Genomic DNA, 15,519 nt, shown 5'->3' with positions numbered 1-15,519 from the left:
AGTTTTTATTTCCTATGCAACGCTAAAGCTTTTTGAGAACTCCCCGGCACAGCCGGGGGTTTTCGGTAAACAAAAAAGGCCGCAGACCCGTGACCGGTCTGCGGCCTGATTCTCAACGGTCCATTTCCGCCAGAACCGCTGCCATAATCTCTACACCTTTTTCAATATTCGCCTTTGTCGGCGTCGAAAAATTCATACGGAAATTCTGACACGGCTGTGTTTCATCCACCAGGAAAGCATTTCCCGGCACGACCGCAAGCTTTCTTTCCAGACATCTTTTTACAAATTCCTGCATATCGATTCCATCCGGCAGTGTTCCCCACAGGAACATCCCGCCTTCCGGACGGACATAGCGAATCTGCGGGCATTTTTCATCCAGCAGACGCATCATATACTCTGCTTTTTCACGATAAATCTGGCGAATTTCTTCAATATGCCGATCCATGTCCGTGCGGGTCAGCAGCTGTGCACAAATGCGCTGAGACCAAACGTTGGTGTGCACATCGCTTCCCTGCTTCGCAATTACGAGACTTTTCATCAAAGCCTTGTCGCACACACAATAGGCCAGCCGCATGCCCGGGCACATAATTTTGGAAAAGCTGGCCGCGTAAATCACATTTCCGGTGATATCCAGACTTTTGATCGGCGCAACCGGCTGCCCGGAAATTCTCAGTTCCCCATAGGGGTCGTCTTCCAAAATCGGCACGCCATATTTCACACTCAGCTCATAGACTGCCTTGCGTTTTTCCGCGCTCATCGTCCGCCCCGTGGGATTCTGGAAATTGGGAATGCAATAGAAGAACCGCGGCTTGGGATTGGCAGAAAACACTTTTTCCAGTTCTGTCAGATCCACGCCATCCTCTTCCATGGAGACCCCTACCAGCTTGGCACCATAGCAGCGGAAAGACAAAAACGCGCCTAAAAACGCCGGATTTTCCACCGCCACCACATCGCCTTCGTTGCAAAGGCATTTGGTCACAAAATCCAGAATCTGCTGACTTCCTGATACAAGAATCAAATCGTCGTTATCCTTCACAACTTCGTCATGACGGTTTGCAAACTTGCGCACAGCCTCCCGTGCAGCGGGAACGCCCTCGGTCACAGAATACTGCAGCACACCGACAGGATCGTTTTCCAACAGTTCAGCGGAAAAGCGTGCGATATCCGCCGCCGGAAAGGAATCCGCCGCCGGGTTCCCGCCTGCAAAGCTGATCAATTCAGGATCGCTCATCTGCTTGAGAATCTCGCGGATGATTGAAGGCTTCATGCCGCGCATCCGGTTTGAAATCTGAAACTCCATATACCATTCCCCCTCGTCAAATTCCTGCGCCATCCGTGTGGAACGGCGCATAACTGTGGTCAACTGTTACAACGGTATAATAGCGCGTTTTTTCACCTGAGACAAGTTTCTGGATTTTTTCCCGCAGAACCTGATCCGAAAGTTCAAAGTTGTGAGGTACCACCACATCAAAAATCAAATTGGTATGGCTGATCCCCTGCACCATTCGAAAATCATGGATAGAAAGTTCGGGCGAAATTGTTTTCACTTTTTCCTGAATCCAACTGCGCATGGACCCCACCGCTTCATCTCCTGTGACAATTGGATCGTAATGAATCACCAGATGGATGTTATCCTGCTCATGAAAATCCCGTTCAATGTTGTCGATGATGTCATGGCTCTTCATCACATCTTCCTTTGCATCCATTTCTACATGGACGCTGGCAAAGCAGCGGCCGGGGCCGTAATCGTGAACCATCAGGTCATGCGTGCCCAAGACCCCCTCATAGCTCAACACCTTGCGGGCAATGTATTCCGTCATTTCCTGACTGGGAGCCTCACCCAAAAGCGGATTCAGTGTGTCACGCAGAACACCAAGACCACTCACAAAAATGAAAACCGCCACGGCCAGACCCATCCATCCGTCCAAAGACAGACTGGTAAAATGAGAGATGAGCGCCGCCATCAGAACCGCACTGGTGCTGATGACGTCATTGCGGCTGTCTGCCGCAGTTGCTTCCAATGTGGATGAACCGATTTTACGTCCAATTGTGCGATTGAACATCGCCATCCACAGTTTCACGCAAATGGACAGCACCAGAACAAATACGGTTAACCAGCTGAACACAACCGGCGTGGGATGCAGAATTTTGTCCAGACTGCTTCGCGCCAGCTCCACACCGATTACAAGAATCATCACGGAAACGCACAGGCCCGCCAGATATTCAATACGCGCATGGCCATAAGGATGCTCCTCGTCTGCCGGTCGGCTGGAAAGCTTAAAACCAAGCAGCGTAATGATGCTGGACGATGCGTCCGACAGGTTATTTACGGCATCTGCCGTAATGGAGATGCTTCCAAACACCGTTCCCACCACAAGCTTTGCCAGACACAAAAATACATTGCATACAATCCCCACTGCACCGGCCAGATTTCCAAATGCAGTGCGCACAGCCACATCCTGCGTATTGTCCGGATCGCGGATAAAATGTTTGACAAGAAATGCGGTCATAAACTCCAATCCCTCTTTTGCTGTTCGACAAAACTTTGCCGACATGATGACATTTCTACTATTATAGGGCGCATTTTTCCAAAGTTCAAGCGGACATTGTACATTTTCTCATTTATCCTGTATAATGAATCTATTATTGTTTTTGCATAAGCAGAAGAAAAGAGGAATTATGGAAAACGGAAAAGTAATCGCGCTTTTAATCGATGCGGAAAACGTTTCTCCCAAGTATATCAAAACCATCATCGACGAAGTGAGCATGTACGGCACTCCTGCCTACAAACGGATTTACGGCGACTGGACTACCCCCGATATGGCCAGCTGGAAAAAGGTTTTGCTGGAACACAATCTGACACCGATACAGCAGTTCAGCTATACACAGGGAAAAAACGCGTCAGACTCCGCCATGATCATTGACGCCATGGACATTCTTTACGGAAAAAACGTGGATGGGTTCTGCCTGGTCAGTTCCGACTCAGACTTCACCCGGCTGGCTGCCCGGTTGAGAGAAAGCCGCATGTTTGTCATCGGCATGGGCGAAAGCAAAACGCCGACCGCCTTCAAGGCCGCCTGTGATACGTTCAAATATCTGGATGTTTTGATGGGGATGAAAAAGTCTGAGACCGACATCAAACAGGAGGCCGAAAAGAAAACGCCCGCCAAAACCGCCTCCAAGAAAGCCGCGCGCACCACACGCAAAAAGGATGCGGAGCCCCCCAGAGAAAAAGAGACGGAAGTTCCCGCAGCGCCCAGTGAACCGCATCATGACGAGGAGCTTGCGGCCGCTTTCGTGCCTTTGGACATGATTGTAGAAAAAATCCGTGAAATCATCGATTTCGATTCAGATGAAGACGGTTATATGCCGCTCTCGCAGGTAGGGGTCATGCTGGGAAGGCTGTATGCCGATTTCGACTCCCGCAACTACGGTTTTTCAAAACTTCATAAGCTGGTGGATTACACCAAGGAATTCGAGACCAAATACGAACCTCTGGAGAATGGCGGAAAAAACCTTCTCATTCGCAACAAAGGATAAAAAAGAGCGCTCCGGCATGCCGGAGCGCTCTTTTTGTATTCAGTTATCCCAGATGGTCCCCATGGAAATTGCCGCACCCCAGAGGCCCGTCAATCCGAGAGCCGCTGCCAGCGGAACCGTCACCGGGGAACTCACGCCGCTGGCTGCCTGCCAGATCGCCTGTGGAAAAGCAAGGCAAGTGCAGAAGAAAAAGGCCAGCAAACCGTTGCGGCACACGCTGCGGGTACCTCCCTGCCGCCCGGGCAGATAATGGGCCCGCAGGTAAGATGTTACAAAAAGAAGCGCCGCCAGTGCCGCCAGGATTTCCACTGCCGGCGGAATGCGATACAAACTGGCCGGCTGGACCAGAAAACGCAGCACCGTGTGCACAAAAAACGCCGCGCTTCCGGCCACTCCCAGATAAAGCATACTGCTGCCGGGAGTTTCCAGATATTTTTCAAAGAAAAGCATCAGGCCCCATACGCCGAACAGAATGAACAAAACCGCCCGCAAAAGCTCTGCACAATCACCCAAAAGCGCCAGGGTCGCGGTCATATGATGGCTGCTCAAGGGTGTTTCTTCTCCGAAGAAGACCGACAGAATGGTCATAAAGCCATAAATTTCACTGGCAACGGATACCGGAAGCAGCACCAGGCCGGATTTTCGTCCGAAATCCTGAAAATACTTTTTGGAGTCCACACACCAGCCGGTCAGCAGCGCAAACAATACCGGCACAAGCATGGCAAAATACCGCAGGCTTGTGCTCCCCTGTGTGGCAAACCCCGTGGACGCATCCGTCCAGCGCAAAAGGCTGTACAAATACAGTGCTCCCAGCGCCATGCTCAAAAGCAATGTGAAAACGGATAAAAATTTTTTCATCAGCGCGCCTCTAACGGAATGTACTTCTGTTCTTTGCCCAGATATTTATAAGCCGGGCGAATGATCCGGTTGGCAAACACCACTTCTTCTACCCGGTGTGCACACCAGCCCGGAATACGGCTGATTGCGAACAGCGGCGTGAACAAATCGTCGCTGATGCCCAGCATGCGGTAAATAAGACCGGAGAAAAGGTCCACATTGGCACAAGCCGCTTTGCCCTTTACTTCTTCAATGATCGCCGGACCCAAACGCTCCACCGCACACAAGAGGTGGAACTCATCGTCAAATCCTTTTTCATGTGCCAGTTCCACCGCATGGCTGCGGAGAATCACTGCACGGGGATCGCTTTGGGTATAAACCGCATGGCCCATGCCGTAAATCAGGCCGGACCGGTCGCCCGCCTCCTTGGCAAGCAGCTTGCGCAGATACTCGCTTACTTCCTCGTCATCGTAATAATCCCGGATATCCTGTTTCATATAGTCCAGCATTTGCATGACTTTGTGGTTCGCACCGCCGTGCTTGGGACCTTTCAGGCTTCCAATGGCCGCCGCAATGGCGGAATACGTATCCGTGCCGGAAGAAGACAGCACCCGGCACGCGAAAGTAGAGTTGTTGCCGCCGCCGTGATCCGCATGAAGAACCAGGCACAAATCCAGAAGCTTTGCTTCTTCTTTTGTGAATTTCTGGTCCGCACGATACGTGGCCAAAATATGCTCCGCTGTGCTTTGGCCCGGCACCGGCAGATGGAGATACATGCTTTGCCGGTCATAGACACGCCGTTTGATTTGATATGCATTTACCATAATGGTCGGCAGGCTGGCGATCAGCCCGATGCTCTGTGCCAGAATATTGGCCAGAGACATGTCCTCGGGCGCATCATCATAAGAATACAGCGCCAAAACGCTGCGCGCCATTTTATTCATAATGTTTGGCGAAGGCGCTTTCATGATCATGTCCTCGGCAAAGTTATCAGGCAGCGCACGGTTTTCTTCCAGAATCTTCCGAAAGCGTGCCAAGTCCTCAGCATTGGGCAGACTGCCGAACAAAAGCAGCCAGATCACCTCTTCGAAAACGAACCGGTCCTCCTTGTAGGCCGCTTCCACAATGTTCGCCACGTCGATTCCGCGATAAATCAGCTTGCCCGGTGCCGGCACAGGCTTTCCATCCACGAGGTCGTATCCCACGACATCGCACACATTGGTCAGGCCCGCCAGCACACCGGTGCCGTTCGGATTGCGCAGACCGCGTTTTACTCCCAACCGTTCACAGGTTGCCGGATCGATGAAGTTATTTTTGAGATACTCCTCGCATAGATATGCAGCAGAGCCTGTCTTCTCAAGATTTTGGTTGACAGACATTCGGATTCTCCTTTCCAGTCACTTACTTCCCTCTATGTGCAGTCCCGCAATGGACCGCATATGAATTATTTTACAGGATACAGGCTTAAAAAACAAGGGAAGCCGCTGCAAAGGAGACAAAATGGAGGAACTGAAATGAAAAAAACTTTGCCCCTGATCCTTTTGTTCGCTCTGCTGGTTTATCTGCTGCCCATGGTGACCTTGCTGATTCCCCATCCGTCAGGCTCTTCCGATTCCGCCAGCTCTCCTGCGCCAAGCACTTCCAGCGCCACTTCCACAGCCGAAAGCGAAGATCCTCTTCTGATTCTGGATGAAGACACCGACACCGTAATGACTGTGTCCATGCGGGACTATGTGCTGGGCGCTGTAGCTGCAGAAATGCCGATGACATACTCGGATGAGGCTTTGCGTGCGCAAGCGGTTGCTGCGCACAGCTATGCGCTGGCGGTCAAAGCCCAGTGCGACGGGTCTGACCCAACACTGAAAGGCGCGTACTTTAAGGCAGACCCCGTCCGCCGCGTAGGATTTGTGACCGACGAAGTCATGCAGCGATTGTGGGGCGATGACTATGAGGAAAACAAAGCGCGCCTGGAAAGTGTGGTCACGCCGGTACTGGACCGGGTTCTTTTATACGACGGACAACCTGCGCTGGCTTGCTACCACGCCATCAGCAATGGCGTGACCGAATCCAGCGAAGCGGTGTGGGGCACAGCCCTTCCGTATCTGGTAAGCGTAGATTCTTCGCTGGACCTGCAAAGTTCCGACTATGAACAAACCATCACCATGACCGCACAGGAAGTGTCCGAATGTCTTCTGTCCAGTTTTGCCGGTCTGGACCTTTCCGGAGATCCCTCGGGCTGGTTTACCCAGCTGGAGCTTTCCGACGCGGGTTATGTGCAGAAAGTACACATCGGCCCTGTAATCTGCAAAGGCAGCGATGTTCGTACCGCTCTTTCACTTCGCAGCGCAGCATTTACCATCACATATACGGAAGACAAAGTGTTTTCCATCACAACACACGGTTACGGGCACGGCGTGGGGATGAGCCAATACGGCGCCAACGCCATGGCGCTCAGCGGAAAAACCTTCGAAGAGATTCTGGCGCATTATTATCCCGGAACACAGTTGAGTCAATAAAAAGAAGGAGGGCGATGCCCTCCTTTTTATGTCTTTCCAGGCTCTTTATCTTTTGTCCGCGCAAAGCACAAGGCGTCGCACTGTTCCGCCCCTGCCGCAAGAAGCATTTTGGCGCACTCGTCCAGTGTGGAACCTGTGGTAAACACATCGTCCACCAAAAGAATCCGTTTATTACGCACCGCTTGCGCATCCGTCACGTCGAACGCCCCAAGCAGATTCACCCTTCTCTCCCGCCGGGTCAGGCCGTGCTGATCCGGCGTCTCCAAAACCTTTTCCAGCACCAAAAGAACCGGGATTCCCAGTTCTCTTCCCATCTGCTGAGCCAGCAGCATCGGCGCCGAGTATCCTCTGGCCTTTTGTTTCCTTCGCGAAGACGGCACCGGGACCAATGCATCAGCCCGCAGCTCACACTTTCGGAACAAGCAGGCCATCTCGCCGCCAAATATCTCCGCAAGATCCGGCTCATCGTTAAATTTCAAGCGCCAGACTGCATTCTGAATCGGCGGTTCATAATCGTAGACCGCATGAACTTCCTTGAGAAACAATCCCTTTCGGCACGCGATCGGCTCCGGCCCGCACACAAGCCGCGGAAGAGCAGTCCGGCAGCGTTCGCATTCCGGCTCAAACCCCAAGACAGCGTTGCAGTACGGACAGTGCGGCGGAAGAAAAAGCCGTTTACAAAATTCTTTCATAAATCATCCCTCTGCAGCAGTTCCGCAAGGCAGGAGAAGCGCTTATTGCGCCGTACGCTGTGCACCATCTGCACCACCTCACGACTGTGCCCTGCCAGAATGCAAAGGCTTTTTGCCCGCGTGACACCGGTGTATAAAAGATTGCGATAGCACAGCTTGGGCGGGACATCCATCACCGGAACGATGACCGCGGGGAATTCGCTGCCCTGGCTTTTGTGGATGGTGACAGCATAGGCCGGCTCCAGTTCCCGCAGATACTCCGAAGTGTAGACGATGCGCCGTTCCTCGCTGCGCACCGTGACACTGCCGCCGCGCACATCCACCGACTCAATGACGCCCATATCCCCGTTGAACGCCCCTGCTCCGTCCTCACCGCCGTCAGGTCTCGTATAGGGAATGTCATAATTGTTCTTAATCTGCATGACTTTGTCGCCCACGCGCAGGATCTTATCCCGCACCTGAATCTGCGGCCGTCCGGGTCCCGGCGGGTTCAGGCGCTGCTGAAGCGCGGCATTCAGTGCAACAGTCCCAAGCGGTCCGATTTTGCTTGGGCAAAGCACCTGAATATCCTCAAAGGGATCGAACCCATAGCTCTGAGGCAACCGGCGGCAAACCAGATCACAGACCAGATCCGCGCAGGCCTCGCCGTCGGATTCCAGCATGAAAAAGTCGCTGTCCAAGCCGCCCTTTTGAGGCGGTTGCCCTGTCACAATGCGATGCGCATTGGAAACGATCATGCTCTCCGCAGCCTGACGAAAAATTTCCGTAAGGCGCACGGTCGGCACAATGCCGGAGGCAATGATGTTTCCCAACACATTGCCGGCCCCCACACTGGGGAGCTGGTCTTCGTCTCCCACCATAATGATCTTGCACGCCGGTTTGAGTGCCAAAAGGAGACTTTCAAACAGCATGTCATCCACCATGCTCATCTCATCGATCACAACCACGTCGCACTTGAGCAAGTTCTTCTCATTGTGAATAAACCGGACGATTTCCCCGCCTGACCGATCCACCTCCAGCAAACGGTGAATGGTTTTTGCCTTGCGGCCGGTCAGTTCCGAAAGTCGTTTCGCCGCACGGCCCGTTGGAGCAGCCAGCGCGACCCGGTCTCCGCATTGTTCAAAAGCGGCCAGCATGGCATTGACCGCAGTGGTTTTACCTGTACCGGGACCGCCGGTGAGCACCAGCGCATTGCTGCGCAGCGCCGCCGAAATCGCCTCCCTCTGAAGAGGCGCATAGCGAATCCCCTGAAGCTGTTCAATACGGTCGATCAGCTTGTCTCCCTGCTCTTCACCGGGTGCGGACAAGCTCATCAGCATACGGAGATGCGCCGCGATGTTCCGTTCGGCCCGCAGATAATCCGGAAGGTACACCGCACGCATTTTTTCGGTCTCAACACAGCTGAGATCGCCGTATTCCATCATATTTTCCAGCACAGAGGTGACCGTCTCCGGCTCCACACGCAAAAAGGAAGAAACCGCCGCACACAGCTTGTCATCCGGAAGGCATGCATGACCGTTCTGCAAATTGTGCCGAAGGACGTACTGCAACCCGGCGCGGACCCGCTCCTGCGAATTGTATTCAAAACTCATATTCTGCGCAATGGCATCTGCCACGGAGAAATCCTGATAAGCGGGATAGGCGCACAGCACATACGGGTCCCGCGCGATCACATCCACGGTGTCCGGCCCGTAGTGGCGGTACATCGCCACGACCGTGGCAGTGGAAAGGTTGTACTTGGCCAGGCAGTTGATGGCCTCCCGCACGCCATACAGGCGTTTAAATTCATTGGAAATCGCTCTTGCCTTCTCTTCGCTGATTCCCTTCACCGCAGTCAGGCTCATGGGCTGGCTGGCGATCACTTCCAGTGTATCCTCGCCAAACAGATCCACAATGCGGCCTGCCATTGCCTTGCCGATGTAGGGCAGCACGCCACTGGCCAGGTAGCGCCGAATGGCCGCCGCCGTCTCCGGAAGGCTGACCTCATAGGCCTCCACCCGCAGCTGCTCGCCAAAACTGGGATGCGTTACAAAGCGCCCATGAAGGACCACTTCTTCCCCTTCGGCTACATCTTCCATTTCGCCCACTGCCGTAAACAAAATTCCGTCGCTGGCAAATTCCAGCACAGTGTATCCTGTTTCCTCACTTCGGTAAACAATATTTTCCACTGTGCCGGTCAGCGTTTCCAGCTCCTGCTCCAACCTTGGTTCTCCTCTCCGGCGTCAGTCTGTGCGCTTTGTCGGGAAAACCGCCAGCTGGCTGCATACGGCATCTCCCACTGTATCGGGAGAGGCAAACACCACTCCCTTCAGGCCCGGCTCCAGACGCGCCACATCCAGTTCCTTTTCGCATAATACGATCACGCCGCTTTCCGGCAGGCGTGCCCGCACATGCAAAACATTGTTCCACATCTCTTCGGTGGAACCCACTGCCAGCAGCACCACCGCGTTTTTCAGTTTCCCTCTCCGAAACAGCGCGCTGGCGGCCAATTCCAGCAAATAATAAACTCCCAGTGCCGCGAACATCGTCACAACAATCAGAAAAAGCCCGCTTCGCATTTTCCGCACCACCTTTTTATGGTTTACCCCACCATATGAAAAAGCGGCGGAATGTGTGCAAACGCGATCTCACCGGTCCCGATTTGCCTGTTTTTCCAGATAATCGTGCAGTTCGCCCCGAGCTTCCAGACAGCGCATGTCCGCAATCATCTCATCATAAAAGTCCCGCATCTGCTTCAGCGTTACGTCGAACCGCAGCTCTTCGTTCTCAAAAAACGCACGGTTGCTCTGCCGGTATTTGTCCATGCGCGCCTGCTGGCCGTCCGATGTAGCCGGCTGTACAAAAATGCTGGTGGCACGCCGGATGTCCGGCCCCTGTTCATGAATCCGCTTCGCATGTGGCCAATAACGAAGCCACATGGACCAGTCCTCGTGCGCATCCAAAGATTCTTCCAATCCGCCGTATTGTTCAAACAGCTTTTTGCGGAACAGCACCGTTTGGATGGGGATACAGTTCATCTGGCACATACGGAACAGCGTGATATGATCGAATGTCATATTCTGCAGGCGCGTCTCCGCCTGCTCCAATGTACCGAACAGCGCCATGGAACTGCCCAATACCATATCGGCCTGCGGATGCCGGGCAAGTTCCGTCATCAGCAGCTCAATGTGGTCCGGATAAAAATAATCGTCATCATCCAGGAAATTCAAATACTCTCCCCTGGCCATGGCTGCGCCCCGGTTGCCGTTTGCAGCGCGGCCATGCCGTTTTCCGTCATTGCAATAGACAATGTTCAAATCGGAAAACTCCTGTTCCAGCATTTCGCGGGAAACCGGTTCGCCGTCTTCCGCCACTACGATCTCCAGCGATTCCCAGGTTTGATTGCGAAGAGAGCAAAGCGCGCCCCGCAGAACCTCCGGTCGGGCGCAGGTACGCACGATCACGGACACCAGGGGCTTTTCATCACCCGGCCACGGGTCCAGAACGTGCAAGCCCCGGTCCGGCGAAAAGCCGCCGTCGAACCGTGCCATCTTTGCCGCAAATGCATCTCGATTTTGAAAACGCCAAAACCAGAACGGCCACAGGCGAAGAAAATGGCGAAGATAATTTTTCAGGAAGACTCTGCGAACGCCGTCAAAATGCACGGGATGCATCAGCGCATTCAGATACATTTTATGCCCGTTCCAAATATCCCGCACGCTGCCGTACTTATAGCGCAACAGCAAATTGCCATAAAAACTTCCCGCATATTCCGAAAGTTTCGGGCCGCCGTTCTCATAACAATAATGCGTCACCTTTGCCCGTGGCACATAAAACAAACGCCAGCCGGAGGCGCGCAAACGCCAGGAAAGATCCACATCTTCACAATACATAAAAATATGTTCATCAAACCCGCGGACCTGCTCCAGCGCAGTGCGGCGCACGCAAAAAACCGCGCCGCTGGCCCAGGGGGTCTCCAAAGAGACCGGATCGATGTGATGCCCCGTTTCGCAGGGGATCTGGCGGCACTCAAAACCGCCCGCCTCCGGATGCTGCTGCGCCGCCTCATCCAGTGCGCGAAACACACCGGCATCCACCCGCGTATCCACATTCAAGAAGAATACAAAAGGAGCCCCGCCTTTGTTCGCCCCCCGATTGCACGCAGCGCCAAACCCCAGATTGCCGCCGTTTTGCAGCACCGTAAAGCCGCCAAAACCGCCTTTTTCCTGCTCGGCCTGCAGCAGCGGCAACGTGCCGTCCTGCGAGCCATTGTCCGCCACCAGCACGTGAAGCTGCGCCAGGTCATAGTCCACGCTCCGCAAAGCCTCCATACACCCCGGGATCCAACGCTCGCTGTTGTAGCTGACCAGAACGATATCGTAACGCATAAAGCGGCCCCTTTCCGTTTCAAATCACAAGTAGTATACCACAAACCTTGCCTGAGGAAAAGAAAAAGGCAGTCTCTCACGAGACCGCCTTTCTTTTATTTATTGGCGTACTGCAGCTTTCAATGCATCCACCCGGTCGGTATTTTCCCACTTTACGCCCAGATCTTCGCGTCCCATGTGACCATAGGCCGCCAGATTGCGATAAATGGGACGGCGCAAATCCAGCTGTTCAATGATGGCAGCCGGGCGAAGGTCAAACACCTTTTCTACCGCCTGCTCAATGGCTGTTTCGTCCACCGTTCCGGTTCCAAACGTATCCACACGGATGCTGACCGGCTCCGCTACGCCAATGGCGTAAGCCAGCTGCACCTCACACCGACTGGCAAAGCCTGCCGCCACAATGTTTTTGGCCACCCAACGGGCCGCATATGCGGCCGAGCGGTCCACCTTTGTGGGATCTTTGCCGGAGAAGGCGCCGCCGCCATGGCGGCCCATCCCGCCGTATGTATCCACGATTATTTTGCGGCCGGTCAGGCCGGTATCACCCTGCGGGCCACCCACAACAAAGCGTCCGGTAGGGTTGATGAAAAACTTGGTTTCCGCGTCCACCAGTTCCGGCGGAAGGATCGGCAGAATGACCTCGCGCTTGATATCTTCGCGCAGCTGCTCCATCTCCACTTCCGGCGCGTGCTGGCTGGAAATGACCACCGTATCAATATGAATCGGCGTCTCGCCGTCATACTCCACTGTCACCTGGCTCTTGCCGTCCGGACGCAGATAATCCAGCGTGCCGTCCTTGCGGACCTGGGTCAGCCGGCGCGCCAGCTTGTGGGCCAGCGAAATCGGCAGCGGCATCAGTTCGGGCGTCTCGGTGCAGGCATAGCCGAACATCATCCCCTGGTCGCCTGCACCGCCGGGATTCACGCCCATGGCAATATCCGGAGACTGCTCGTCCACGTTGGCAATGACCGCGCATGTGTCCGCGTCAAATCCGTATTTTGCGCGGGTATAGCCGATATCGCGCACCACGTCGCGAACAATTTTCTGAAAGTCCACGTAACAGTTGGTCGTGATCTCGCCCATGATATGCACCATTCCGGTGGACGCAGCGGTCTCGCAGGCCACACGGCCGGCGGGGTCCTCAGCGAGGATCGCATCCAGAATCGCATCGGAAATCTGATCGCAGATTTTATCGGGATGGCCTTCTGTAACGGATTCAGACGTAAAAAGTTTTTTCTGAGACATTCTTGTGTTCCTTTCTGTTTGTAAAGAGCGCCGAAAAAGAAGAGCCCGGCAAACACCGGGCTCTGACAGCTTATCTTTCGGTGTTACCCGCAGGATTTGGCACCTTACCCAAAGGCAGGTTGTCGGACTTCACAGGGCCTGTTCCCTCCGTCGCTCTTGATAAGAAAATATTCAATTGCACAAGACAGTATAATCGGCCAAGCCGCCTTTGTCAAGACTTTTCTTGAAACACCACACGGCTCACCGCTTTATAGACCACATAAGTGACCAGGCTGTTGATACCCGCTTTGGCCAGATTGAACGGAATAATAGCCGGCAGCAGCATCTGCACCACAGCGCCCACGGTAGAGCCCATAAACAGCGGCGTAAAGACCAAATTGCACAGGCACATGACTGCCGTCATGGCCAAAGAACCCAATACCAGCGCCACCACAGCACCTTTGCGGGTCCTGTGGCGCTGATAAATGCTTCCCGCCAGTACCACAAAAGTACCTGTTGCCAAAATGTGCATTACGATTCCGATAGGACCGCTGCTGGCGCTGACCGTCAACCCCTGAATGATGGCCGTTACCACCGTAAGGCCCAGGCCGGCCCACGGACCAAACAAAAAGGCGCCGATGAAAATGGGAATGTCCGCCGGGTCATACTCCAAAAAAGGAGCCGCAGGAATCAGGGGAAAATGGACGAACGCCACCAAAACGATGGCTACAGCCGCAAGCAGCGCCTGTGTGACAAGTTTGCGTGTGTTGCTGGAAATTGTTGTGGACATTATACGAACCTCCAAAAAATTTTTTGAGGCCCGTTTCGGGGAGCACGTAGGCGCCTGTACAAAAAACGCCCTTTCGCGAACTGCGAAAGGGCGAAACCATGCACTTGCACCGTTGTTTCTTTCATCCGGACTGCACCCCGGGCTTTTCACCCGAAAGTTTCACCGTCGGCTTCGGAATTTCACCGAATCAGCGTTTCCGCACTGGGAAACGGTCGCGGGCTGTACCGCCGGTGGGGAATTTCACCCCGCCCTGAAACAGACTATGTATTCAGTATAACACAGTTCTTTGAAAATGCAAGCTTTCTCCGCTTGGTGCGAAGGGCTTTTTGTGGTATACTGAAAAAAACGGACAAGAGGTATTTTCAATGGATAATACGATTGAACTTGAACTGCGCGATTTCCTTTTCGCAGGCGGAATTCTGTTTTTGTTCACTGCGGGGGCTTTCGCGGTACGGTTTCTGGCATTCCCCTTTTTCATTCGCCTTTCCCAAAAACTGAGCCGCCCCAACATTGAACTGATCCAGCGTTCCTTCCAAAAGCCGATCTTTTTTCTGATTCTTCTGCTCGGGGTTTATTTCTGCCTGACGCTTCTTCCCTTTGAGCTTTTGAAAAGCGGCGCCATTCCGGAGCTTCTGAAAAAACTTTGCACGGTGGGGTCGATTCTGCTTCTGACCTGGGGATTCTTTTCCAGCTGTCAGGTCGTGCCCCGGTTTATTCACGGTTTTGGCATGAAGTTTGATTTTGGGACCGGGAAAGCACTGGTGAATTTTATTACGCGCCTGTGCCAGGCCGTAGTGGTTCTCATTTCCGCCACCATGGTTCTGGGTGCGATCGGGTACGACATCAATGGCGTTCTGGCCGGACTTGGACTCGGTGGTCTGACCTTTGCTCTGGCCGGCCAGGATCTGGCGGGTAACTTTTTCGGCGGTCTTGTGATCGTGGCAGAACAGCCCATGGAAATTGGCGATTGGATCTCCACACCGGATGTGGAGGGAAGCGTCGAGGATATTACGCTTCGTTCCACCAAAATCCGCACGCTGGATGGTGCTCTCACGATTGTCCCCAACAGCAAGCTGACCAGTACCCCGATCACAAACTGGACGCGGATGAACATGCGCCTGTGCCAGTTTAAGCTGGGGCTTTTGTATTCCACTCCCAAAGAGGTTCTGACCGTTGTCATGGAGGACATCCGGACGCTGCTGAAAGAAAACCCTGCGGTCAATGAAGATACCGTACAGGTTCGCCTTTTGGATTTCGCCCCCAGCTCCATTGACATCACCGTCATTTATTACACCAAATGCACTGCCATCAAGGACTACCGCGCAGCCAAAGAAGAAATCAATCTCCAAATCATGGGGATTTTGGAACAGCGCGGCGCGCAGCTTGCTTATCCGTCACAAAGCATCTATTTCTCCACGCCTCTCAAAAACAATTAAGAAAAAGGCTCCGCTTAAGCGGAGCCTTTTTTCTGTGGTCGGGTGAATTATACTATCAAGTGCAACACTTTAGGGAAATAAAAAGGAGTTCATACAGCCCCCTGTGGTAGAATGAAG

13 protein-coding genes and 2 riboswitches are annotated in these 15,519 nt (G+C 53.6%); of the genes, 3 read left to right on the top strand and 10 right to left on the bottom strand.

The window, feature by feature from the left end; all coding sequences use genetic code 11:
* Positions 1–112: 112 nt before the first annotated feature.
* Both WMO24_RS00695 and WMO24_RS00690 read right to left on the bottom strand, forming a co-directional pair.
* Positions 113–1,363 (bottom strand): aminotransferase-like domain-containing protein, encoded by a 1,251-nt coding sequence (locus WMO24_RS00695; protein WP_349214148.1) that lies wholly within the window; start codon positions 1,361–1,363, stop codon positions 113–115.
* Complete coding sequence (locus WMO24_RS00690; RefSeq protein ID WP_349214147.1) at positions 1,317–2,510, bottom strand: cation diffusion facilitator family transporter; 1,194 nt, start codon at positions 2,508–2,510, stop codon at positions 1,317–1,319. Before WMO24_RS00690 ends, WMO24_RS00695 begins: the two co-directional genes overlap by 47 nt.
* A gap of 169 nt (positions 2,511–2,679) precedes the next feature.
* Here WMO24_RS00690 and WMO24_RS00685 point away from each other — a divergent pair, with 169 nt between their 5' ends.
* Positions 2,680–3,540, top strand: coding sequence for an NYN domain-containing protein (locus WMO24_RS00685; RefSeq protein WP_349214145.1), 861 nt, complete (start codon positions 2,680–2,682; stop codon positions 3,538–3,540).
* 39 nt (positions 3,541–3,579) lie between these two features.
* On the opposite strand, the gene WMO24_RS00680 is transcribed toward WMO24_RS00685, so the two are convergent.
* Both WMO24_RS00680 and WMO24_RS00675 read right to left on the bottom strand, forming a co-directional pair.
* Positions 3,580–4,398: a hypothetical protein gene (locus WMO24_RS00680; RefSeq protein ID WP_349214144.1), complete on the bottom strand. Its 819-nt coding sequence runs from the start codon at positions 4,396–4,398 to the stop codon at positions 3,580–3,582.
* Positions 4,398–5,756 carry a citrate synthase gene (locus WMO24_RS00675; RefSeq protein WP_349214142.1) on the bottom strand — a complete coding sequence of 453 codons (1,359 nt, stop codon included), beginning with the start codon at positions 5,754–5,756 and terminating at the stop codon, positions 4,398–4,400. Before WMO24_RS00675 ends, WMO24_RS00680 begins: the two co-directional genes overlap by 1 nt.
* Before the next feature lie 135 nt (positions 5,757–5,891).
* On the opposite strand from WMO24_RS00675, the gene spoIID reads away from it, so the two are divergent.
* Complete coding sequence (spoIID, locus tag WMO24_RS00670; RefSeq protein WP_349214141.1) at positions 5,892–6,893, top strand: stage II sporulation protein D; 1,002 nt, start codon at positions 5,892–5,894, stop codon at positions 6,891–6,893.
* Between the two features lie 26 nt (positions 6,894–6,919).
* On the opposite strand, the gene WMO24_RS00665 is transcribed toward spoIID, so the two are convergent.
* The 6 genes from WMO24_RS00665 to WMO24_RS00640 all read right to left on the bottom strand — a co-directional run bounded on the left by WMO24_RS00665 (position 6,920) and on the right by WMO24_RS00640 (position 13,966).
* The gene (locus WMO24_RS00665) at positions 6,920–7,585 is read right to left on the bottom strand and encodes a ComF family protein (protein WP_349214140.1); all 666 of its coding nucleotides are present in this window, start codon (positions 7,583–7,585) and stop codon (positions 6,920–6,922) included.
* Positions 7,582–9,786, bottom strand: a complete 2,205-nt coding sequence (gene recD2 / locus WMO24_RS00660; RefSeq protein ID WP_349214138.1) for an SF1B family DNA helicase RecD2 — start codon at positions 9,784–9,786, stop codon at positions 7,582–7,584. The genes WMO24_RS00665 and recD2 overlap by 4 nt, the downstream gene beginning before the upstream one ends.
* A gap of 21 nt (positions 9,787–9,807) precedes the next feature.
* A complete protein-coding gene (locus WMO24_RS00655; RefSeq protein ID WP_349214137.1) occupies positions 9,808–10,143 on the bottom strand; it encodes a hypothetical protein in 336 nt (111 codons plus the stop codon).
* Between the two features lie 69 nt (positions 10,144–10,212).
* Positions 10,213–11,952 (bottom strand): glycosyltransferase family 2 protein, encoded by a 1,740-nt coding sequence (locus WMO24_RS00650; protein WP_349214135.1) that lies wholly within the window; start codon positions 11,950–11,952, stop codon positions 10,213–10,215.
* 99 nt (positions 11,953–12,051) lie between these two features.
* Positions 12,052–13,197: a methionine adenosyltransferase gene (metK, locus tag WMO24_RS00645; RefSeq protein WP_349214133.1), complete on the bottom strand. Its 1,146-nt coding sequence runs from the start codon at positions 13,195–13,197 to the stop codon at positions 12,052–12,054.
* A 67-nt stretch (positions 13,198–13,264) separates the two neighbouring features.
* A riboswitch (SAM riboswitch) is annotated at positions 13,265–13,363 on the bottom strand.
* A gap of 45 nt (positions 13,364–13,408) precedes the next feature.
* Positions 13,409–13,966, bottom strand: a complete 558-nt coding sequence (locus tag WMO24_RS00640) for an ECF transporter S component (protein WP_349214131.1) — start codon at positions 13,964–13,966, stop codon at positions 13,409–13,411.
* 109 nt (positions 13,967–14,075) lie between these two features.
* Positions 14,076–14,228: riboswitch (FMN riboswitch) on the bottom strand.
* A gap of 103 nt (positions 14,229–14,331) precedes the next feature.
* Here WMO24_RS00640 and WMO24_RS00635 point away from each other — a divergent pair.
* Positions 14,332–15,402, top strand: coding sequence for a mechanosensitive ion channel family protein (locus tag WMO24_RS00635; protein ID WP_349214129.1), 1,071 nt, complete (start codon positions 14,332–14,334; stop codon positions 15,400–15,402).
* Positions 15,403–15,519: the final 117 nt, after the last annotated feature.

The sequence above is a fragment of the Ruthenibacterium intestinale genome (assembly GCF_040096265.1).
In the GTDB taxonomy this organism is placed as follows: domain Bacteria; phylum Bacillota; class Clostridia; order Oscillospirales; family Ruminococcaceae; genus Ruthenibacterium; species Ruthenibacterium komagatae.
The sequence above is the reverse complement of the archived record's forward strand: the minus strand, read 5'-3'. Positions and strand labels throughout refer to the sequence as shown.